This is a genomic window from Pseudomonas sp. PDM30, assembly GCF_019218985.1.
GTDB classification, from domain to species: Bacteria; Pseudomonadota; Gammaproteobacteria; order Pseudomonadales; family Pseudomonadaceae; genus Aquipseudomonas; species Aquipseudomonas jessenii.
The window spans coordinates 87,390-107,281 of record NZ_JAHUWM010000002.1 but is presented as its reverse complement, the minus strand read 5'-3'; the positions used below and the strand labels follow the sequence as shown (position 1 = coordinate 107,281).

Genomic DNA, 19,892 nt, shown 5'->3' with positions numbered 1-19,892 from the left:
GGCATTGAGCGAAGAAAATACGTACGACTCAACGAGCATTAAAGTGCTGAAAGGCCTGGATGCCGTACGCAAACGTCCCGGTATGTATATTGGCGACACCGACGATGGCAGCGGTCTGCACCACATGGTGTTCGAGGTGGTCGACAACTCGATCGACGAAGCGCTCGCCGGCTACTGCGACGACATCAGCATCATCATCCACCCGGATGAGTCCATCACCGTTCGCGACAACGGCCGTGGCATCCCGGTAGACGTACACAAGGAAGAAGGCGTTTCGGCAGCCGAGGTCATCATGACCGTGCTGCACGCCGGCGGTAAATTCGACGACAACTCCTACAAGGTTTCCGGCGGTCTGCACGGTGTGGGTGTGTCGGTAGTTAACGCCCTGTCGGAAGAGCTGGTCCTGACCGTTCGCCGTAGCGGCAAGATCTGGGAACAGACTTACGTCCACGGTGTTCCGCAAGAGCCGATGAAAATCGTTGGCGACAGTGAAACCACCGGTACACAGATCCACTTCAAGGCTTCCAGCGAAACCTTCAAGAACATCCACTTCAGCTGGGACATCCTGGCCAAGCGGATTCGTGAACTGTCCTTCCTCAACTCCGGTGTCGGTATCGTCCTCAAGGACGAGCGCAGCGGCAAGGAAGAACTGTTCAAATACGAAGGCGGCCTGCGTGCGTTCGTTGAATACCTGAACACCAACAAGACCCCGGTCAATCAGGTGTTCCACTTCAACGTCCAGCGTGAAGACGGCATCGGTGTGGAAATTGCCCTGCAGTGGAACGACAGCTTCAACGAGAACCTGTTGTGCTTCACCAACAACATTCCACAGCGCGACGGCGGTACTCACCTGGTGGGTTTCCGTTCCGCATTGACGCGTAACCTGAACACCTACATCGAAGCAGAAGGCCTGGCGAAGAAGCACAAAGTCGCCACCACCGGTGACGATGCCCGTGAAGGCCTGACCGCGATCATTTCGGTGAAGGTGCCGGATCCGAAGTTCAGCTCCCAGACCAAAGACAAGTTGGTGTCTTCCGAAGTGAAGACCGCGGTCGAACAGGAAATGGGCAAGTACTTCTCCGACTTCCTGCTGGAAAACCCGAACGAAGCCAAGCTGGTCGTCGGCAAGATGATCGACGCGGCCCGTGCCCGTGAAGCGGCACGTAAAGCCCGTGAGATGACCCGCCGCAAAGGCGCGCTGGACATCGCCGGCCTGCCGGGCAAACTGGCCGACTGCCAGGAAAAAGACCCTGCCCTGTCTGAACTGTACCTCGTGGAAGGTGACTCCGCGGGCGGCTCTGCCAAGCAGGGACGTAACCGCAAGACCCAGGCGATTCTGCCCCTCAAGGGTAAAATCCTGAACGTCGAGAAGGCACGCTTCGACAAGATGATCTCTTCCCAGGAAGTGGGCACCTTGATCACTGCGCTGGGCTGCGGCATCGGTCGCGAAGAGTACAACATCGACAAGTTGCGCTATCACAACATCATCATCATGACCGATGCTGACGTCGACGGTTCGCACATCCGTACCCTGCTGCTGACCTTCTTCTTCCGTCAGCTGCCGGAGCTGATCGAGCGTGGCTACATCTACATCGCTCAGCCGCCGTTGTACAAAGTGAAGAAAGGCAAGCAAGAGCAATACATCAAAGACGACGACGCCATGGAAGAGTACATGACGCAGTCGGCCCTGGAAGATGCGAGCCTGCACTTGAACGAGGATGCACCGGGTATCTCCGGCGAAGCCCTCGAGCGTCTGGTGAATGACTTCCGTCTGGTGATGAAGACCCTCAAGCGTCTGTCGCGCCTGTACCCACAGGAACTGACCGAGCACTTCATCTACCTGCCGGCTGTCAGCATGGATCAGTTGTCCGATCATGCAGCGATGCAGGACTGGCTGGCCCAGTATGAAGTGCGTCTGCGTACTGTCGAGAAGTCGGGTCTGGTCTACAAGGCAAGCCTGCGTGAAGACCGTGAGCGTGGCGTGTGGCTGCCAGAGGTCGAACTGATCTCCCACGGCCTGTCGAACTACGTCACGTTCAACCGCGACTTCTTCGGCAGCAACGACTACAAGACCGTTGTTTCCCTGGGCGCTCAACTGAGCACCCTGCTCGACGATGGCGCGTACATCCAGCGTGGCGAACGCCGTAAGTCGGTCACCGAGTTCAAGGAAGCCCTGGACTGGCTGATGGCTGAAAGCACCAAGCGCCACACCATCCAGCGATACAAAGGTCTGGGCGAGATGAACCCGGATCAGCTGTGGGAAACCACCATGGACCCAAGCGTGCGTCGCATGCTGAAAGTGACCATCGAAGACGCCATTGGCGCGGACCAGATCTTCAACACCCTGATGGGTGATGCGGTCGAACCACGTCGTGACTTCATCGAAAGCAATGCCCTGGCGGTGTCCAACCTGGACTTCTGATCCCGGTCGACCCCAACGAAAAGGCCAATGCATTTGCATTGGCCTTTTTTTGCCCGCGTTTTACTCGCTCGCCGGTGCCACACTCTCCAACCGATACCCATAAATCGTCAGCAACTGCCAACCGCGATCCGCCGTCAGCCCAAGCTTGTTGCGCAGGCGATAGATGTGAGTATCGAGCGGCCGGGACGAGGACACTTCTTCATCGGGCCAGAATCGTTCGTACAGGTAATCCCGCGACCAGGCGCTGCCCATCGCGCAGCTGAAGATCGAACTGTTCAGCCAATACCGACGCTTTTCTTCCGCCCAAGGTATCGATGGCGTGGGGTTGGGATTATCGATGGTCAAAGCCGTTGTGGATGGGCATAAAAAAACCGGCTATATCCGCCGGTTTTTTTACGTCCAAAAAAAACTTATGCACGTTTTTATGGTTTTTATCATTCTAAGAAATATGTAAAAAAATCATAATGTTACGTACAAAAAACGACGCTTTTCAATGAAACGGTACACAGGTTATCCACAGAATCTCAGACAACCACCTGATCGTTTGAAACCGGCGCTTGCGGAGCCGGTGGCAGTGAGCCCATTTCCCGTTGCATCTGCTCGTTCCACGCCTGGACCCGGTCGTTCAATTCAGCAATGGCTCGTGGTCCGGTGCCTGCGGCATACATTGGCTCACCAATGATCACAGTGATGACGCCCTGCTTCTTCGCCCAACCGGTTTTCGGCCAGAACTTGCCTGCGTTGTGCGCAATCGGCAGCACCGGCAATTCGGCGTTGACCGCCAAGGCACTGCCACCGCGCGAGAACTTTCCGACGGTGCCGAAAGGAACGCGCGTGCCTTCGGGGAAGATCAGCACCCAGACATTGTCCTTGAGCAACTCATCACCTTTTTGAGCCACATGCTTGAGTGCTGCTTTCGGGTTGTCGCGATCGATGGCGATCGGTCGCAGCATGGCCATGGCCCAACCGAAGAACGGCACATAGAGCAACTCACGTTTGAGCACCTGGCTCAGCGGTGAGAAGTAGGCGGAGAGAAAAAACGTCTCCCAGGTACTCTGATGGTTCGATTGAATCACGCACGGCCGTTCAGGTACGTTCTCGGCGCCCTTCACTTCGTAGCGAATACCAAGGAACACTTTGCTCAGCCACAGGGCACAACGGCACCAATACACGTTGATGAAGCGATAACGTGCCTTGAAGGGCAGAAACGGTGCGATAAAAAAACTCAGGCTGCACCACAGCAATGAGCTGGTGCCCAGCAGCAGGTAAAAGAGGAAGGTTCTGATGGCCTGCAATATCGACATGGTGACGTTTACCGTTGCGGGAATTGCCCGCCTGTATAAAGCGCACTCCTGATGGGTCCTTTATCAGGAATTTCAGAAGCACTCTAATTGTGGATAAGTTCTGCGGCAATCGCCGCCAGATCGTCAAAAATCAATGTGCCAACCGGAAGGGTCTTGCCCAAAGTCTTTTCGCCTTTCCCGGTCTTTACCAAAACTGGCTGTGAATCGACGGCTTTGGCGGCTTCCAGGTCACCAAGGCTGTCGCCGACGAACCAGAGATCGGTCAGCGACACGTTGTAATGAGCGGCGATGCTTTTCAACATCCCGGGTTTCGGCTTGCGGCAATCGCAGCCTTCGTCCGGCCCATGCGGGCAGTAGACGATCAGGCCGACTTCACCACCCTGCTCCGCCACCAACGCGCGCAAGCGCTCGTGCATGGCATTGAGGGTGGAAAGGTCGTAGTAGCCGCGAGCGATGCCCGACTGGTTGGTAGCGACGGCTACCGTCCAGCCAGCCTTGCTCAACTGCGCGATGGCTTCGATCGAACCGGGGAGCGGAATCCACTCCTCCACCGACTTGATGTAAGCGTCGGAGTCGTAATTGATCACTCCGTCCCGATCGAGAATCAGCAGTTTCAACAGCAGTCCCTCAACCCAGCAGCGAAATGTCGGCGACGCCGAGGAACAACCCACGCAGACGTGCCAGCAACGCATAACGGTTGGCGCGGACCTTTGCGTCCTCCGCATTGACCATCACGGCTTCGAAGAACGCATCCACCGGCTCGCGCAAGGCGGCCAGACGTGCCAGCGATTCGCTGTACTGACGGGTCGCAGCCATTGGCTGCACCGCTTGATCCGCTTGCTGGATCGCCGAGTACAGGGAGAACTCGGCGGCGTTGTCGAAGTACTTGGCTTCGACGGTGGTCGGCATGCTGCCTTCGAGTTTGCTCAGCAGGTTCGATACGCGCTTGTTCACCGCGGCCAGTGCAGCGGCTTCCGGCAATTTGCGGAACGCTTCCACCGCTTGTACGCGCTGATCGAAATCCAGGGCCGAACCCGGTTTCAGGGCACGTACCGACAGGTAGGTGGCAACATCCACGCCTTCGTCTTCGTAACGGGCACGCAGACGGTCGAAGATGAACTCCAGCACCGAATCAGCCAGGCCGGCAGCCTTGACCTTGCTGCCGAACGAGTTGACGGCGAAGGCCACGGCGTCGGTCAGGTCGAGGTCGAGCTTCTTGTCGATCAGGATCCGCAGCACGCCGAGCGCGGCACGGCGCAGAGCATACGGGTCTTTGCTACCGGTGGGCAGCATGCCGACACCGAAGATCCCGACCAGGGTGTCGAGCTTGTCGGCGATCGCCACGGCCGCACCGGTCAGGGTGGTCGGCAGTTCAGCGCCGGCACCGCGCGGCATGTATTGCTCATTCAGCGCCAGCGCGACATCTTCCGGCTCGCCATCGTTGAGGGCGTAGTAGTAACCGGCGACACCTTGCATCTCCGGGAACTCACCGACCATCTCGGTCGCCAGATCACACTTGGACAGCAGGCCGGCACGCGCCGCCCATTGAGCGTTACCACCAATGTGTGGAGCGATGAACGCGGCCAGCCTGGATACGCGTTCGGCCTTGTCGTAGACGCTGCCGAGTTTTTCCTGGAACACCACGTTTTGCAGGCGCAGGTTGAAGTCTTCGAGCTTTTGCTTCTTGTCTTGCTTGAAGAAGAACTCGGCGTCGGTCAGGCGTGGGCGAACCACTTTCTCGTTACCGGCGATGATCTGCTGTGGGTCCTTGCTCTCGATGTTGGCCACGGTAATGAAACGTGGCAGCAACTTGCCGTCGGCGTCCAGCAGGCAGAAGTACTTCTGGTTGTCCTGCATGGTGGTGATCAGGGCTTCCTGCGGCACGTCGAGGAAGCGCTCCTCGAACGAGCACACCAGCGGCACCGGCCATTCGACCAGCGCGGTCACTTCATCGAGCAGCGCTGGAGGAACGATTGCCGTGCCTTCCTGACGGGTGGCCAGCTCTTCGGTGCGCTTGCTGATGATCTCGCGACGCTCGTTGGCGTCGGCCAAAACGTAGGCGGCACGCAGGTCGGCCAGGTAGCTGGACGGCGAACCGATGCGCACGTTTTCCGGGTGATGGAAGCGGTGGCCACGGGAGTCACGGCCGGCCTTCTGGGCGAGGATGGTGCAGTCGATGACCTGGTCACCGAGCAGCATCACCAGCCATTGGGTCGGACGAACGAATTCTTCCTTGCGCGCGCCCCAACGCATGCGTTTCGGGATCGGCAGGTCGTTCAGCGAATCTTCGACGATGGTCGGCAGCAGGCTCGCAGTCGCCTTGCCGGCGATGCTCTGGCTGTAGCGCAGTTTCGGGCCGCTCTGATCGATTTCGCTCAGCTCGACGCCGCACTTCTTGGCGAAGCCCAATGCTGCCTGGGTCGGGTTGCCTTCAGCATCGAACGCGGCCTGACGCGGCGGGCCGTCGAGGTTGATGCTGCGATCCGGCTGCTGGGTGGCCAGTGCGGTGATCAGCACGGCCAGGCGGCGCGGAGCGGCATAAACGGTTTTGCTCTCGTAGTTCAGGCCGGCAGCTTGCAGGCCCTTGTCGATACCGGCGAGGAACGCCTCGGCCAGGGTGTTCAGGGCTTTGGGTGGCAGTTCTTCAGTGCCCAGTTCAACCAGAAAATCCAGAGCACTCATTGTGCAGCCTCCAGCTTGGCCAGTACTTCATCACGCAGGTCCGGGGTCGCCATCGGGAAGCCCAGCTTGGCGCGAGCCAGCAGGTAGGCTTGCGCAACGGAACGCGCCAGGGTGCGTACACGCAGGATGTATTGCTGACGCGCGGTCACCGAGATCGCCCGGCGCGCATCCAGCAGGTTGAAGGTGTGAGAAGCCTTCAACACCATTTCGTAGCTCGGCAACGGCAGCGGCTGGTCGAGTTCGATCAGGCGCTTGGCTTCGCTTTCGTAGAAATCGAACAGTTCGAACAGCTTGTCGACATTGGCGTGTTCGAAGTTGTAGGTGGACTGCTCCACTTCATTCTGGTGGAACACGTCGCCGTAGGTCACTTTGCCGAACGGACCGTCAGCCCACACCAGGTCGTAGACCGAGTCCACGCCTTGCAGGTACATGGCCAGACGTTCGAGGCCGTAGGTGATCTCGCCGGTCACTGGGTAGCACTCGATGCCGCCCGCTTGCTGGAAGTAGGTGAACTGGGTCACTTCCATGCCGTTGAGCCAGACTTCCCAGCCCAGACCCCAGGCGCCGAGGGTCGGCGATTCCCAGTTGTCTTCGACGAAGCGAATGTCGTGGACCAGCGGGTCCAGGCCAACGTGCTTGAGAGAGCCCAGGTACAGTTCCTGGAAGTTGTCCGGGTTCGGCTTCAGGACCACCTGGAACTGGTAGTAGTGCTGCAGACGGTTCGGGTTTTCACCGTAACGGCCGTCAGTCGGACGGCGGCTTGGCTGCACGTAGGCGGCGTTCCAGGTTTCCGGGCCGATGGCGCGCAGGAATGTTGCGGTGTGGAAAGTGCCGGCGCCTACTTCCATATCGTAGGGCTGAAGTACCACACAACCTTGCTCGGCCCAGTATTGCTGGAGGGCGAGGATCAAGTCTTGGAAGGTACGCACGGCTGGCGTAGGCTGGCTCACGAAATTCACCTGTTTCTTGGGCTGCGATTTAAAGAGCGGGAGTATACCCGATTCATTGCTGCGCACGCCCCCTGGAGCCTTATGCCACGCTGCTTTTGGTGTTCCGAAGATCCGCTGTACATGGCTTATCACGATCAGGAGTGGGGCACGCCGCTACGGGATGCGCAGGGATTGTTCGAGTTGCTTTTGCTCGAAGGGTTCCAGGCCGGGCTTTCCTGGATCACCGTGCTGCGCAAGCGCGAGCGTTATCGCGAAGTTTTGTTCGGCTTCGACGTGCAGCGCGTGGCGCAGATGAGCGATGCCGAAATCGACGAGCTGATGCTCGATCCCGGCATCATCCGCAACCGACTCAAGCTCAACGCGGCCCGGCGCAATGCCCAGGCCTGGCTGGCGCTGGAGGATCCGGTGGCGTTTCTGTGGTCATTCGTCGGCGGCACGCCTGTGATCAATCATTTCAAGGATCGCAGTGAAGTCCCGGCCGTGACGCCGACTGCCGTGGAAATGAGCAAAGGCTTGAAAAAGGCCGGTTTCACGTTCGTCGGGCCGACCATCTGCTACGCGCTGATGCAGGCCTCGGGCATGGTCATGGATCACACCCGCGATTGCGACCGCTACGCGCAGCTGGCGAACGGCGGTTAGAATGGCCGCCTCGCGCACAGCACAAGATCAGGAGTGACCTGTGGATAAGTTTAAAGGCGCCTTGCTGGTAGGCGCTCTGCGGCTGTTTGCCCTGCTTCCGTGGTGGGCCGTGCAGGCCGTGGGCTCGGCGATTGGCTGGGTCATGTGGAAAACCCCGAACCGTTCCCGCGACGTGGTACGGATCAATCTGTCCAAGTGCTTTCCGGACATGGACCCCGCCGAGCGTGAACGCCTGGTGGGCCAGAGCCTGAAAGACATCGGCAAGTCCCTGACCGAGAGTGCTTGCGCCTGGATATGGCCGGCCCAGCGCTCCATCGACCTGGTGCGCGAAGTCGAAGGCCTCGACGTATTGAAGGACGCCCTTGCCTCCGGCAAAGGCGTGGTCGGCATTACCAGCCACCTGGGCAACTGGGAAGTGCTCAATCACTTCTATTGCAGCCAGTGCAAACCGATCATTTTCTACCGTCCGCCGAAATTGAAGGCAGTGGATGAATTGCTGCAAAAGCAGCGGGTGCAGTTGGGTAACAAGGTCGCTGCTTCCACCAAGGAAGGCATCCTCAGTGTCATCAAGGAAGTGCGCAAAGGTGGTGCAGTGGGCATTCCCGCTGACCCGGAACCGTCCGAATCCGCCGGGATCTTCGTGCCGTTCTTCGCCACTCAGGCACTGACCAGCAAGTTCGTACCGAACATGTTGGCCGGCGGCAAAGCAGTTGGCGTATTCCTGCACGCCCTGCGCCTGCCGGACGGTTCGGGCTACAAAGTGATCCTTGAAGCCGCGCCAGAGGCCATGTACAGCACCGATACGGCAGAGTCCTGTGCGGCCATGAGCCAAGTGGTCGAGCGCTATGTGCGGGCGTACCCGAGCCAGTACATGTGGAGCATGAAGCGCTTCAAGAAGCGCCCACCAGGTGAAGAGCGTTGGTACTGACTTACTTGGCACACTCTGTGGATAACCTGTAGGAGCGAGCTTGCTCGCGATGGACGTTAACGATGATGTGGGCTGCCAGGTTGAACGCGGCGCCCTGGCATCCATCGCGAGCAAGCTCGCTCCTACACGTATCCACAACCGTTCATCAGGGCGCAAAAAGATGTCCGAACACCGCAAATCATTTCGCATCAAGATCAGTCACGAAAGCATCGGCGATTGCCTGGGCCAGACGCGCAACCTGTCGACCACCGGCGTCTACGTCAAGCATCCGAAACTGTCGGCGCTGCCCAGGGGGGCGGTGGTTTACGGACAGGTGCAGGATTTACCCACAGGCGCGCCGCGGGTGCGCATGGAAGTGGTGCAGGTGGACGCCGAGGGCATCGGTTTGCGTTATCTCTGAGTCAGTGCGCCTGACGCTCGAGCTTCTTCAGGAACACCGTCATTTCCTTCTCGGCCTGCTTGTCGCCATGGGCGCGAGCGGCTTCCAGGCCTTGCTCCCAGGCTTGGCGCGCGGCCGTAACGTCCGCCAGTGCCAGATGGGCCTTGCCCAGTAGTTTCCACGCCGCCGAATACTTCGGATCGAATTCGACGCAGCGCTGGAAATGCTCCGCCGCCTTGGCGTTTTCCCCCAGATCCAGATAGCCCTTGCCCAGGCCGAAGCGCAGCAAAGCGTTATCCACACCCTTGGCGAGCATTTTTTCCAGGGATTCGATCATCGTTGGATTCCTTGCCTGAGGCATGTCAGGGGTTGATTTACTGTAGGGGCGAGCTTGCTCGCGATGAACCTGAAAGCGACGCGGGGTGTCTGGTTTCCAGCATTATCGTTGACGACCATCGCGAGCAGGGCTCGCTCCTACTAAAGGCAGGCCCCGGATCAGAAGAAGCTCAGCCCCACATGGAACAACTTCTCTACATCGCGAATATGCTTTTTATCCACAAGGAACAGAATCACATGGTCGCCCGCTTCGATCACGGTGTCGTCGTGGGCGATGATTACCTCTTCGTCGCGGATGATTGCACCGATGGTGGTGCCCGGCGGCAGGCCAATGTTCTCGATGGACTTGCCGATCACCTTGCTCGATTTCGCATCGCCATGGGCAATCGCCTCGATGGCCTCCGCCGCACCCCGGCGCAGTGAATGCACGCTGACGATGTCGCCCCGGCGCACGTGGGCCAGCAATGTGCCGATGGTCGCCAGTTGCGGGCTGATGGCGATGTCGATGTCGCCGCCCTGGATCAGATCGACATAAGCCGGGTTGTTGATGATGGACATCACCTTCTTCGCGCCCAGGCGCTTGGCCAGCAACGACGACATGATGTTGGCTTCGTCGTCGTTGGTCAGGGCCAGGAAAAGGTCAGCGTCGGCGATGTTCTCTTCCATCAGCAGGTCGCGGTCCGAAGCGCTGCCCTGCAACACCACCGTGCTGTCCAGTGTGTCGGAGAGATGACGGCAGCGTACAGGGTTCATCTCGATGATTTTCACCTGATAACGGCTTTCGATGGCCTCGGCCAGACGCTCGCCAATCTGCCCGCCACCGGCGATGACGATGCGTTTATAGGTTTCGTCGAGACGGCGCATTTCGCTCATCACCGCACGAATGTTCGCCTTGGCGGCGATAAAAAATACTTCGTCGTCGGCTTCGATCACCGTGTCGCCCTGGGGCAGGATCGGCCGGTCACGACGGAAAATCGCCGCAACGCGGGTTTCCACGTTCGGCATGTGTTCACGCAACTGCCGCAGTTGCTGGCCCACCAGCGGCCCGCCGTAGTACGCCCGCACCGCCACCAATTGCGCCTTGCCTTCGGCGAAGTCGATCACCTGCAAGGCACCGGGGTGCTGGATCAGGCGCTTGATGTAGTTGGTGACCACTTGTTCCGGGCTGATCAGCACGTCCACCGGAATCGCTTCGTTCTGGAACAACTGCTCTTCGCGGGTCAGGTACGCGGCTTCGCGAACCCGGGCGATCTTGGTCGGGGTGTGGAACAGGGTATGGGCGACCTGACAGGCGACCATGTTGGTTTCGTCGCTGTTGGTCACCGCGACCAGCATGTCGGCGTCATCGGCTCCAGCCTGGCGCAACACGGTCGGGAACGAGCCACGACCTTGTACCGTGCGGATGTCCAGGCGGTCACCAAGGTCGCGCAGGCGCTCGCCATCGGTGTCGACCACAGTAATATCGTTGGCTTCGCTGGCCAGGTGTTCCGCCAGCGAACCGCCGACCTGCCCTGCACCAAGGATGATGATTTTCATCCAGTCACTCCATTGAATCCATTTAACCGCGCGCGGCGGCGATCTTGATCAGCTTGGCGTAGTAGAAGCCATCGTGGCCACCTTCCTGGGCCAGCAACTGGCGACCATGGGGCTGCTTGATGCCGGCCGCCGTGGCGAGGTCCAGTTCACGAGCACCCGACGTGCGGGCGAGGAAGGCTTCGATGACCTCGGTGTTCTCGGTCGGCAGCGTGGAACAGGTGGCGTACAGCAGGATGCCGCCGACCTCCAGGGTTTTCCACATGGCATCGAGCAACTCGCCCTGCAGCAGCGCCAGCGCGGCGATGTCGTCGGGTTGGCGGGTCAGTTTGATATCCGGGTGACGACGAATCACACCGGTGGCCGAACATGGCGCGTCCAGCAGGATGCGCTGGAACGGCTTGCCGTCCCACCACGCCTGAGTGTCGCGGCCGTCGGCGGCAATCAGTTCGGCGCTCAGTTTCAGGCGTTCGAGGTTTTCCCGCACCCGCACCAGCCGCTTGGCTTCCAGGTCTACCGCCACGACGCCGGCCAGTTTTGGCTCGGCTTCGAGGATGTGGCAGGTCTTGCCACCTGGTGCACAGCAAGCGTCGAGCACCCGTTGGCCCGGCGCGAGGTCGAGCAGATCGGCAGCCAGTTGCGCGGCTTCGTCCTGCACGCTGATCCAGCCGTCGGCGAAACCCGGCAGGCTGCGCACATCGGCGGCGGCGTCGAGCACGATGCCGTCGCGGCTGTAGACACACGGCGTGGCGGCAATTCCCGCGTCAGTCAGCAAACCGAGGTAGGCATCACGGGTGTGATGGCGACGGTTGACCCGCAGGATCATAGGCGGATGCGCATTGTTCGCCGCACAAATGGCTTCCCATTGATCTGGCCAGAACGCTTTCAAAGATTTCTGCAGCCAGCGTGGGTGAGCGGTGCGCACCACCGGATCACGTTCCAACTCGGCGAAAATCGTTTCGCTTTCGCGCTGAGCATTACGCAGCACAGCGTTGAGCAGCGCCTTGGCCCAGGGTTTTTTCAGCTTGTCGGCACAACCGACGGTTTCACCAATGGCGGCATGGGCCGGGACACGGGTGTAGAGCAACTGATAGAGACCGACCAGCAACAGCGCCTCGACATCGGCGTCGGCAGCCTTGAACGGCTTCTGCAGCAGCTTGGCCGCCAACGCCGACAAACGTGGCTGCCAGCGCGCGGTGCCGAACGCCAGGTCCTGGGTAAAGCCGCGATCACGGTCCTCGACCTTGTCCAACTGCGTAGGCAGCGAACTGTTGAGCGAGGCTTTTCCGTTCAGGACGGCAGCGAGTGCCTTGGCGGCGGCCAGACGCGGATTCATTGAGCGTCCGCCACTTGGCCGAGGACAGTGCCGGTGGCGAATTTCTCGCGACGGCTGTTGAACAGATCGCTGAAGTTCAGCGCCTTGCCGCCGGGCAATTGCAGACGGGTCAGGCACAAGGCCTGCTCGCCGCACGCGACGATAAGACCGTCTTTGCTGGCGCCGAGGATTTCACCCGGGGTGCCTTTGCCTTCGGCGAGGTTTGCGGCCAGTACTTTCAGGGCTTCGCCGTTCAAGGTGCTGTGGGTAATCGGCCACGGGTTGAAGGCACGGACCAGACGCTCCAGCTCAACCGCCGGGCGACTCCAGTCGATGCGTGCTTCGTCCTTGTTCAATTTGTGCGCATAGGTAGCGAGGCTGTCGTCCTGCACTTCGCCCTCCAGGGTTCCGGCGGCGAGGCCGGCAATCGCCTGGACCACGGCCGGCGGGCCCATTTCGGCCAGGCGATCGTGCAGGCTGCCGCCGGTATCTTCGGCGCTGATCGGCGTGGCGACTTTCAGCAACATCGGCCCGGTGTCGAGGCCGGCTTCCATGCGCATCACGGTCACGCCACTTTCGGCGTCGCCCGCCTCCACGGCGCGCTGGATCGGCGCCGCGCCCCGCCAGCGTGGCAGCAGCGAGGCGTGACTGTTGATGCAACCCAGAAGCGGAATATCCAGCACCACTTGCGGCAGGATCAGGCCATAGGCGACCACCACCATCAAGTCCGGCTTCAGTGCAGCCAGTTCAGTCTGAGCATCTTCGTTGCGCAGAGTGGGCGGTTGCAGCACCGGGATATTGTTCTCCAGAGCAAGCTGCTTGACCGGGCTCGGCATCAGTTTTTGCCCGCGACCGGCCGGACGATCCGGTTGGGTGTAGACCGCGACGATCTCGTAAGGGCTGCTCAGCAGGGCCTTGAGGTGTTCGGCGGCGAATTCCGGGGTGCCGGCAAAGACGATGCGCAGTGGCTCAGTCATGGGTGACGTCTCTTGAAAAGAAAAAGGCTTGCCGCAGCAAGCCTTTGAAGGAGGGCATCAGGCGTTCTGGCGATGAAGCTTTTCCAGTTTCTTCTTGATGCGGTCGCGTTTGAGCGTCGACAGGTAATCGACGAACAATTTGCCGTTGAGGTGGTCGCATTCATGTTGGATGCACACCGCGAGCAGGCCTTCGGCGATCAGTTCGTAGGGTTGGCCATCGCGGTCCAGCGCCTTGACCTTGACCCTTTGCGGGCGATCGACATTTTCATAGAAGCCGGGTACCGAAAGGCAGCCTTCCTGGTATTGCTCCATCTCGTCGGTCAGGGGTTCGAACTCGGGGTTGATGAACACTCGCGGTTCGGTGCGGTCTTCGGAGAGGTCCATCACGACGATACGTTTGTGCACGTTGACCTGGGTAGCGGCGAGGCCGATGCCAGGCGCTTCATACATTGTTTCAAACATGTCGTCGACCAACTGACGCACTTCGTCGTCCACTACGGCCACTGGCTTGGCGATAGTGCGCAGACGCGGATCAGGGAATTCGAGGATGTTTAAAATGGCCATAAGCTTGATAAGTGCACGTGTGAAGTAAGGTCGGGTCGATGGCCTGGCGGTCCGAAGATGCAGGCTACCGTTGTAAAACGTAGCTCCCTTTTGTTGACAAGCAAGCCGGGAGCGAGCCACTGACGGCTCTGGCGTTTCACGCGAATGCACATAATAAAGGGATTCACCGCATGAGGAAATCACTACTCGCCCTGCTGCTCCTGGCTTCGGCAGGTTGGGCGTACGGGCAAGGGCAGCTTCGGGAAGAGATTCCCACCATAAAGCTGTCGCCTCAGGTTCGCAGCAGCCCGGTGACCGAGGCTATCCCCAGCATTGCTCTGAAGTCGATCAACAGCTTTCTGCTGAGCAACCGCATCGTCGACAAGGCCGAGGAATTCGACAAGGCGCCTTACATCGTCGCTGGTGATTCCGAACGGGTGCTCAGCGGCGCGGGTGACCGCATCTTTGCCCGCGGCCATTTCGATCCGGCGCAACCGGCGTACGGTATCTTCCGCCAAGGCAAGGTCTACACCGATCCGCAGAGCAAGGCAATTCTGGGGATCAACGCCGACGATATCGGCGGCGGCGATGTCGTGGCCATCGAAGGTGACGTTGCCACCCTGGAGTTGCTACGCACGACTCAGGAGGTCCGCCTCGGCGATCGCTTGTTCAGCGGTGAAGAGCGCGCGATCAACTCGACCTTCACGCCCAGCGCACCGAGCCACGAAATCAACGGTTTGATCATCGATGTACCGCGTGGGGTCACGCAGATTGGCGAGTTGGATGTGGTAACGCTGAACAAGGGTCAGCGCGACGGTCTGGCCGAAGGCAATCTGCTGGCGGTAATGAAAACCGGTGAAACCGTAAGGGACCGGATCACTGGCCAGCCATTGAAAATTCCCGATGAGCGCGCCGGTTTGCTGATGGTTTTCCGTACCTACGACAAACTCAGTTATGGGCTGGTGCTCAGCGCCTCGCGCTCACTGTCGGTGATGGACAAGGTACGAAATCCGTAAGAGTGCTTCACAAGTTACCAACAGAGTTATCCACAGCTTATTCCCGTTTGTACGGGTGCTCATAACGATCAAGGATGATCCATGTCGATGCCTACTGTTACACCGGTTTCCCCCGCGGAACTGGAAGCTCGATTACGTCTGCACCGTTTGCCGGAACTCGGTCCTGCGCGTTTCAAGAAACTGCTCGAAGCCTTCGGTTCGGCATCCAAAGCCATCAGCGCGCCAGCCAGTGCCTGGCGCGCGCTGGGTTTGCCACTGGTCTGTTCCGAGGCCAGGCGTAGCACTGAGATCCGTGACGGCGCCAGTCATGCATTGGCCTGGCTGGAGCGCCCGGCCCAGCATTTACTGATGTGGGACCAACCGGACTACCCGGCACTGCTGGCACAAATCAGCGATGCACCACCGCTGTTATTTGTCGCGGGCGATCCGGGCATTCTGGAAAAACCACAACTGGCGATGGTCGGCAGCCGTCGCGCTTCCCGGCCAGGAATGGACACCGCTGCCGCGTTTTCCCGCAGCCTGGCGGGTGCCGGTTTTGTCATTACCAGCGGCCTGGCCCTGGGCATTGACGCCGCCGCGCACCAGGCCGCGCTCGACGTCGGCGGGCAAACGGTCGGTGTGCTCGGCACGGGGCTCGAGAAGTTTTATCCACAGCGAAATAGACGCCTGGCGGACGCCATGATCGCTTCGGGCAGCGCAGTGCTTTCGGAGTTTCCGCTGGATGCAGGTCCCAGCGCCAGCAACTTCCCTCGGCGCAATCGGATCATCAGTGGTTTGTCCCTCGGAGTGCTGGTGGTTGAAGCCAGTGTCGCAAGCGGTTCACTGATCACCGCGAGGCTGGCGGCGGAACAGGGGCGCGAGGTGTTTGCGATGCCCGGGTCGATCCATCACCCCGGCGCGCGCGGCTGTCATCAGTTGATTCGGGACGGTGCGGTGCTGGTGGAAACCATCGAACATATCCTCGAAGCCTTGCGCGGTTGGCAACGACTGTCGTTATCCACAGAAACCTGCACCCCTACGACGACTCACCCACTGCTGAAACTGCTGCATGCCGCACCTCACACCAGTGAAGCGCTGGCCGACGCAAGCGGCTGGGCCTTGCCGAAAGTGCTGGCGGCGTTGACGGAACTGGAAATGGATGGCCACGCCGTGTGCGAAAACGGGCGCTGGTTTGCACGGGTGAGCTAGGTTTTATAAACAAGATCGGTAAACTGCGCAGAGCCTTAGTCTGGAGTGTTTTTCATGGTCAACAGTTGGCGTGTGCAACAAGCCGCGCAAGCAATTCGCGCCGGGGCGGTGATTGCCTACCCAACCGAAGCAGTCTGGGGCCTGGGTTGCGACCCGTGGGACATCGATGCGGTGGAACGTCTGCTGCTGATCAAGGGCCGGTCTGTGGAAAAGGGGCTGATTCTGGTCGCCGACAACATCCGTCAGTTCGATTTCCTCTTCGAAGACTTCCCCGAGTTGTGGATGGACCGCATGGCCAGTACCTGGCCGGGTCCGAACACCTGGTTGGTGCCGCACCAGAACCTGCTGCCGGAGTGGATTACCGGCGTGCATGAAACCGTGGCGCTGCGGGTCAGCGATCACCCGCTGGTGCGGGATTTGTGCGCGCTGGTCGGGCCGCTGGTGTCGACGTCGGCCAATCCGCAGGGGCGCCCGGCGGCACGTACGCGAATTCGCGTCGAACAGTATTTCCGTGGCCAGGTGGATCTGGTGCTGGGCGGAAACCTGGGCGGACGCAAGAACCCGAGCGTGATTCGCGATCTGGCGACCGGCAGGGTTGTGCGCCCGGACTGATACCCAGGTGCGCCCATCGCGAGCAAGCCCGCTCCCACAGGGGATTTGTATTCGACACAGAAACCTTGTGGGAGCGAGCTTGCTCGCGATGGTGTCAGTCAGGGCAACAAAACAACCGAGCCCGTCGTGCGCCGCGCCGACAACTCGGTCTGCGCCTTCGCCGCGTCAGCCAGTGGATAACGCTGGCTGACGTCCACGGTCAGCTTGCCGCCGATGATCATCTCGAACAACTCGTCGGCCATGCGTTGCAGGTTTTCGGCGTTGTTCGCATAAGTGCCCAGGGTTGGCCGGGTCACGTACAACGAGCCTTTCCCCGCCAGGATCCCCAGGTTCACGCCGTCGACCGCGCCGGACGCATTGCCGAAACTCACCACCAGCCCACGCGGCGCGACGCTGTCGAGTGAAGTCAGCCAGGTGTCCTTGCCAACTCCGTCGTACACCACCGGGACTTTTTTGCCGTCGGTCAATTCCAGTACACGTTGCGCGACATTTTCATGGCTGTAATCGATGGTCGCCCAGGCACCGTTGGCCTTGGCCAGCGCGGCTTTCTCCGCCGAGCTGACAGTACCGATCAGCTTCACGCCCAAGGCCCTGGCCCATTGGCAGGCCAGGGAACCGACACCGCCCGCCGCGGCATGGAACAGGATGGTTTCGCCACCCTTGAGTTCATAAGTCTGACGCAGCAGGTATTGCACGGTCAGGCCCTTGAGCATGACGCCGGCGGCCTGTTCGAAGCTGATGGCGTCCGGCAGTTTCACCAGATTGGCTTCGGGCAAGACGTGAACATCGCTGTAGGCGCCCAGCGGCCCGCTGCCATAGGCCACGCGATCGCCGATCTTGAAGCGGGTCACGTCGCTGCCCACTGCCTCGACCACGCCCGCACCCTCTGAACCGACACCCGACGGCAGGGACGGCGGTGGATACAAACCGCTGCGGTAGTAGGTATCGATGAAGTTCAGGCCGATGGCCTTGTTGGTCACGCGTACTTCCTTCGGACCTGGCTCGGCGGGTTGGTAATCCACATATTCGAGCACTTCGGGGCCGCCATGGGCGCGGAACTGGATACGCTTTGCCATCAGAACTCTCCATAGGTCGTTTTACCAAGCTCCCTATCGGACTCCTAAGCTTGATCTTCGTCAACTGCGGCGGGGTGACTTGCGATGGTATGCTACGCGCCCATTTGCGCAGGCTGAGCTCCAATGGAGCGCCGCGTTGTTTTGCCCGATTCAAGGTGATGACATGACGACCCGCACCGAGGCCGTAAAAGCCTACCTGCTCGACCTGCAAGACCGTATTTGCGCCGCCCTGGAAGCCGAAGACGGTGGCACGCAATTCGTCGAAGACGCCTGGACCAGGCCGGCGGGCGGTGGCGGTCGCACCCGTGTGATAGAAAACGGCGCGGTGATTGAAAAGGGTGGCGTCAACTTTTCCCATGTCTTCGGCAGTGGTCTTCCACCGTCTGCCAGCGCCCATCGACCGGAGCTGGCCGGCCGCGGCTTCGAAGCCCTCGGCGTGTCGCTGGTCATCCACCCGCACAATCCGCATGTGCCGACTTCCCACGCCAACGTGCGTTTTTTCATCGCCGAAAAGGAAGGTGAAGAGCCGGTCTGGTGGTTCGGTGGCGGCTTCGACCTGACCCCGTATTACGGCAACGAAGAAGACTGCATCCACTGGCACCGCGTCGCTGAGCAGGCCTGCGCGCCGTTCGGTCCGGACGTCTACCCGCGTTACAAGGCCTGGTGCGACAGCTACTTCCACATCAAGCATCGTCACGAGCCGCGTGGCATCGGCGGCCTGTTTTTCGACGACCTGAACGAGTGGGACTTCGACACCAGCTTCGCCTTCATGCGTGCTATCGGTGACGCGTACATCGACGCCTATCTGCCGATCGTGCAGCGCCGCAAGAACGATGCGTTCACCGCCAAGCAGCGTGAGTTCCAGGAGTTCCGCCGTGGCCGCTACGTTGAATTCAACCTGGTCTACGACCGTGGCACGTTGTTCGGCCTGCAATCGGGTGGGCGTACCGAGTCGATCTTGATGTCGCTGCCGCCGCAAGTGCGCTGGGGCTACGACTGGAAAGCCGAGCCTGGCAGTGAAGAAGCGCGTCTGACCGAGTATTTCCTGCAAGACCGCGATTGGTTGGCCGAAGCCTGAACGAGGAATCCTGATGGACCGTTATGTCGTATTCGGTAACCCGATTGGCCACAGCAAGTCGCCGCTGATCCATCGCCTGTTCGCCGAGCAGACCGCGCAGAAACTGGATTACAACACGCTGCTGGCGCCACTCGACGACTTTTCCACCTGTGCCCGGAGGTTTTTCCTCGAAGGACGCGGCGCCAACGTGACGGTGCCGTTCAAGGAAGAAGCCTATCGGCTGGCGAACAGCCTGACGGCGCGGGCGCAACGGGCCGGAGCGGTGAACACCCTGAGCAAACTGGCCGATGGCAGTCTGCTGGGCGACAACACCGACGGTGCTGGACTGGTGCGGGACCTGACGGTCAACGCCGGGTTCAGCCTCAAGGGCAAACGCATCCTGTTGCTCGGTGCTGGCGGTGCGGTGCGCGGTGCTTTGGAGCCGTTGCTGGCCGAGCAGCCAGCCTCGGTGATCATCGCCAATCGCACGGTGGACAAGGCCGAACTGCTGGCGGAACTGTTCTGCGATCTGGGGCCGATCTCGGCCAGCGGCTACGACTGGTTGCAGGAGTCGGTGGACTTGATCATCAACGCGACCTCGGCGAGCCTGACCGGTGATGTGCCGCCTATTGCCCCCAGCTTGATTGAGCCTGGCAAAACGGTGTGCTACGACATGATGTACGGCAAGGAACCGACCTCGTTCTGCCGCTGGGCCAGCGAACACGGGGCGGCGGTGTCGATGGATGGCTTGGGCATGCTGGCCGAGCAAGCGGCGGAAGCGTTTTTCCTGTGGCGCGGCGTGCGCCCGGATACGGCGCCGGTGCTGGCTGAACTCCGCCGGCAATTGGCCTTGTAACCTACTTGTAGGAGCGAGCTTGCTCGCGAAAAACCTGAGGGCGCTGTTGGGTATCTGGTTTTGCGCGTAATCGTTCACG

Annotated in this window: 18 protein-coding genes and 2 pseudogenes; 9 read left to right on the top strand and 11 right to left on the bottom strand. The window is 60.3% G+C overall.

What is annotated here, in order from left to right:
- Positions 1-4 precede the first annotated feature (4 nt).
- A complete protein-coding gene (gene gyrB / locus KW840_RS04500) occupies positions 5-2,422 on the top strand; it encodes a DNA topoisomerase (ATP-hydrolyzing) subunit B (protein WP_057716535.1) in 2,418 nt (805 codons plus the stop codon).
- 60 nt (positions 2,423-2,482) lie between these two features.
- On the opposite strand, the pseudogene KW840_RS04495 reads toward gyrB, so the two are convergent.
- From KW840_RS04495 to glyQ, 5 genes and pseudogenes are all read right to left on the bottom strand, one after another.
- Positions 2,483-2,665, bottom strand: a pseudogene (locus KW840_RS04495) (helix-turn-helix domain-containing protein); the annotation flags it as partial.
- A gap of 281 nt (positions 2,666-2,946) precedes the next feature.
- Positions 2,947-3,726, bottom strand: coding sequence for a 1-acyl-sn-glycerol-3-phosphate acyltransferase (locus KW840_RS04490; RefSeq protein WP_057712652.1), 780 nt, complete (start codon positions 3,724-3,726; stop codon positions 2,947-2,949).
- Positions 3,727-3,809: 83 nt separating this feature from the next.
- Positions 3,810-4,349 carry a D-glycero-beta-D-manno-heptose 1,7-bisphosphate 7-phosphatase gene (gene gmhB, locus KW840_RS04485; RefSeq protein WP_218494801.1) on the bottom strand — a complete coding sequence of 180 codons (540 nt, stop codon included), beginning with the start codon at positions 4,347-4,349 and terminating at the stop codon, positions 3,810-3,812.
- A 4-nt stretch (positions 4,350-4,353) separates the two neighbouring features.
- A complete protein-coding gene (glyS, locus tag KW840_RS04480; protein WP_057712650.1) occupies positions 4,354-6,408 on the bottom strand; it encodes a glycine--tRNA ligase subunit beta in 2,055 nt (684 codons plus the stop codon).
- Complete coding sequence (gene glyQ, locus KW840_RS04475) at positions 6,405-7,358, bottom strand: glycine--tRNA ligase subunit alpha (RefSeq protein WP_003187265.1); 954 nt, start codon at positions 7,356-7,358, stop codon at positions 6,405-6,407. The genes glyS and glyQ overlap by 4 nt, the downstream gene beginning before the upstream one ends.
- Before the next feature lie 81 nt (positions 7,359-7,439).
- On the opposite strand from glyQ, the gene tag reads away from it, so the two are divergent.
- The 3 genes from tag to KW840_RS04460 all read left to right on the top strand — a co-directional run bounded on the left by tag (position 7,440) and on the right by KW840_RS04460 (position 9,325).
- Positions 7,440-7,997, top strand: a complete 558-nt coding sequence (tag, locus tag KW840_RS04470) for a DNA-3-methyladenine glycosylase I (protein WP_057712649.1) — start codon at positions 7,440-7,442, stop codon at positions 7,995-7,997.
- A gap of 40 nt (positions 7,998-8,037) precedes the next feature.
- Positions 8,038-8,925 (top strand): lysophospholipid acyltransferase, encoded by an 888-nt coding sequence (locus KW840_RS04465; RefSeq protein WP_057712648.1) that lies wholly within the window; start codon positions 8,038-8,040, stop codon positions 8,923-8,925.
- A 160-nt stretch (positions 8,926-9,085) separates the two neighbouring features.
- Positions 9,086-9,325: a PilZ domain-containing protein gene (locus tag KW840_RS04460; RefSeq protein ID WP_057712647.1), complete on the top strand. Its 240-nt coding sequence runs from the start codon at positions 9,086-9,088 to the stop codon at positions 9,323-9,325.
- A gap of 1 nt (position 9,326) precedes the next feature.
- On the opposite strand, the gene KW840_RS04455 is transcribed toward KW840_RS04460, so the two are convergent.
- From KW840_RS04455 to def, 5 genes are all read right to left on the bottom strand, one after another.
- Entirely contained in the window at positions 9,327-9,641 is a 315-nt protein-coding gene (locus tag KW840_RS04455) for a tetratricopeptide repeat protein (protein ID WP_218494551.1), read from the bottom strand.
- A gap of 158 nt (positions 9,642-9,799) precedes the next feature.
- The gene (gene trkA, locus KW840_RS04450; protein WP_218494550.1) at positions 9,800-11,176 is read right to left on the bottom strand and encodes a Trk system potassium transporter TrkA; all 1,377 of its coding nucleotides are present in this window, start codon (positions 11,174-11,176) and stop codon (positions 9,800-9,802) included.
- A 22-nt stretch (positions 11,177-11,198) separates the two neighbouring features.
- Entirely contained in the window at positions 11,199-12,509 is a 1,311-nt protein-coding gene (gene rsmB / locus KW840_RS04445) for a 16S rRNA (cytosine(967)-C(5))-methyltransferase RsmB (RefSeq protein WP_218494549.1), read from the bottom strand.
- A complete protein-coding gene (gene fmt / locus KW840_RS04440) occupies positions 12,506-13,465 on the bottom strand; it encodes a methionyl-tRNA formyltransferase (RefSeq protein ID WP_218494548.1) in 960 nt (319 codons plus the stop codon). The genes rsmB and fmt overlap by 4 nt, the downstream gene beginning before the upstream one ends.
- A gap of 57 nt (positions 13,466-13,522) precedes the next feature.
- Entirely contained in the window at positions 13,523-14,029 is a 507-nt protein-coding gene (gene def / locus KW840_RS04435) for a peptide deformylase (RefSeq protein WP_057712643.1), read from the bottom strand.
- Positions 14,030-14,277: 248 nt separating this feature from the next.
- Between def and KW840_RS04430 the strand changes: the two are divergent.
- From KW840_RS04430 to KW840_RS04420, 3 genes and pseudogenes are all read left to right on the top strand, one after another.
- Positions 14,278-15,024 (top strand): annotated as a pseudogene (locus KW840_RS04430) (peptidoglycan-binding protein); the annotation flags it as partial.
- 81 nt (positions 15,025-15,105) lie between these two features.
- Positions 15,106-16,212, top strand: coding sequence for a DNA-processing protein DprA (gene dprA / locus KW840_RS04425; protein WP_218494546.1), 1,107 nt, complete (start codon positions 15,106-15,108; stop codon positions 16,210-16,212).
- 54 nt (positions 16,213-16,266) lie between these two features.
- On the top strand, positions 16,267-16,824 hold the full coding sequence (locus KW840_RS04420; protein WP_057712640.1) for an L-threonylcarbamoyladenylate synthase: 558 nt from the start codon (positions 16,267-16,269) through the stop codon (positions 16,822-16,824).
- 98 nt (positions 16,825-16,922) lie between these two features.
- On the opposite strand, the gene KW840_RS04415 is transcribed toward KW840_RS04420, so the two are convergent.
- Entirely contained in the window at positions 16,923-17,900 is a 978-nt protein-coding gene (locus KW840_RS04415) for an NADPH:quinone reductase (RefSeq protein WP_218494545.1), read from the bottom strand.
- Between the two features lie 163 nt (positions 17,901-18,063).
- On the opposite strand from KW840_RS04415, the gene hemF reads away from it, so the two are divergent.
- Together hemF and aroE are read left to right on the top strand one after the other, a co-directional pair.
- The gene (gene hemF / locus KW840_RS04410) at positions 18,064-18,978 is read left to right on the top strand and encodes an oxygen-dependent coproporphyrinogen oxidase (RefSeq protein WP_057716534.1); all 915 of its coding nucleotides are present in this window, start codon (positions 18,064-18,066) and stop codon (positions 18,976-18,978) included.
- Between the two features lie 13 nt (positions 18,979-18,991).
- Positions 18,992-19,813: a shikimate dehydrogenase gene (gene aroE, locus KW840_RS04405; RefSeq protein ID WP_090452288.1), complete on the top strand. Its 822-nt coding sequence runs from the start codon at positions 18,992-18,994 to the stop codon at positions 19,811-19,813.
- Positions 19,814-19,892 lie beyond the last annotated feature (79 nt).

Coding starts and splice junctions, on each gene's coding strand:
- KW840_RS04490 (WP_057712652.1), bottom strand. CDS start 3,726: ATGTCGATATTGCAGGCCATCAGAACCTTCCTCTTTTACCTGCTGCTG.
- glyS (WP_057712650.1), bottom strand. CDS start 6,408: ATGAGTGCTCTGGATTTTCTGGTTGAACTGGGCACTGAAGAACTGCCA.
- tag (WP_057712649.1), top strand. CDS start 7,440: ATGCCACGCTGCTTTTGGTGTTCCGAAGATCCGCTGTACATGGCTTAT.
- KW840_RS04460 (WP_057712647.1), top strand. CDS start 9,086: ATGTCCGAACACCGCAAATCATTTCGCATCAAGATCAGTCACGAAAGC.
- KW840_RS04455 (WP_218494551.1), bottom strand. CDS start 9,641: ATGATCGAATCCCTGGAAAAAATGCTCGCCAAGGGTGTGGATAACGCT.
- trkA (WP_218494550.1), bottom strand. CDS start 11,176: ATGAAAATCATCATCCTTGGTGCAGGGCAGGTCGGCGGTTCGCTGGCG.
- rsmB (WP_218494549.1), bottom strand. CDS start 12,509: ATGAATCCGCGTCTGGCCGCCGCCAAGGCACTCGCTGCCGTCCTGAAC.
- fmt (WP_218494548.1), bottom strand. CDS start 13,465: ATGACTGAGCCACTGCGCATCGTCTTTGCCGGCACCCCGGAATTCGCC.
- def (WP_057712643.1), bottom strand. CDS start 14,029: ATGGCCATTTTAAACATCCTCGAATTCCCTGATCCGCGTCTGCGCACT.
- dprA (WP_218494546.1), top strand. CDS start 15,106: ATGTCGATGCCTACTGTTACACCGGTTTCCCCCGCGGAACTGGAAGCT.
- KW840_RS04420 (WP_057712640.1), top strand. CDS start 16,267: ATGGTCAACAGTTGGCGTGTGCAACAAGCCGCGCAAGCAATTCGCGCC.
- KW840_RS04415 (WP_218494545.1), bottom strand. CDS start 17,900: ATGGCAAAGCGTATCCAGTTCCGCGCCCATGGCGGCCCCGAAGTGCTC.
- hemF (WP_057716534.1), top strand. CDS start 18,064: ATGACGACCCGCACCGAGGCCGTAAAAGCCTACCTGCTCGACCTGCAA.
- aroE (WP_090452288.1), top strand. CDS start 18,992: ATGGACCGTTATGTCGTATTCGGTAACCCGATTGGCCACAGCAAGTCG.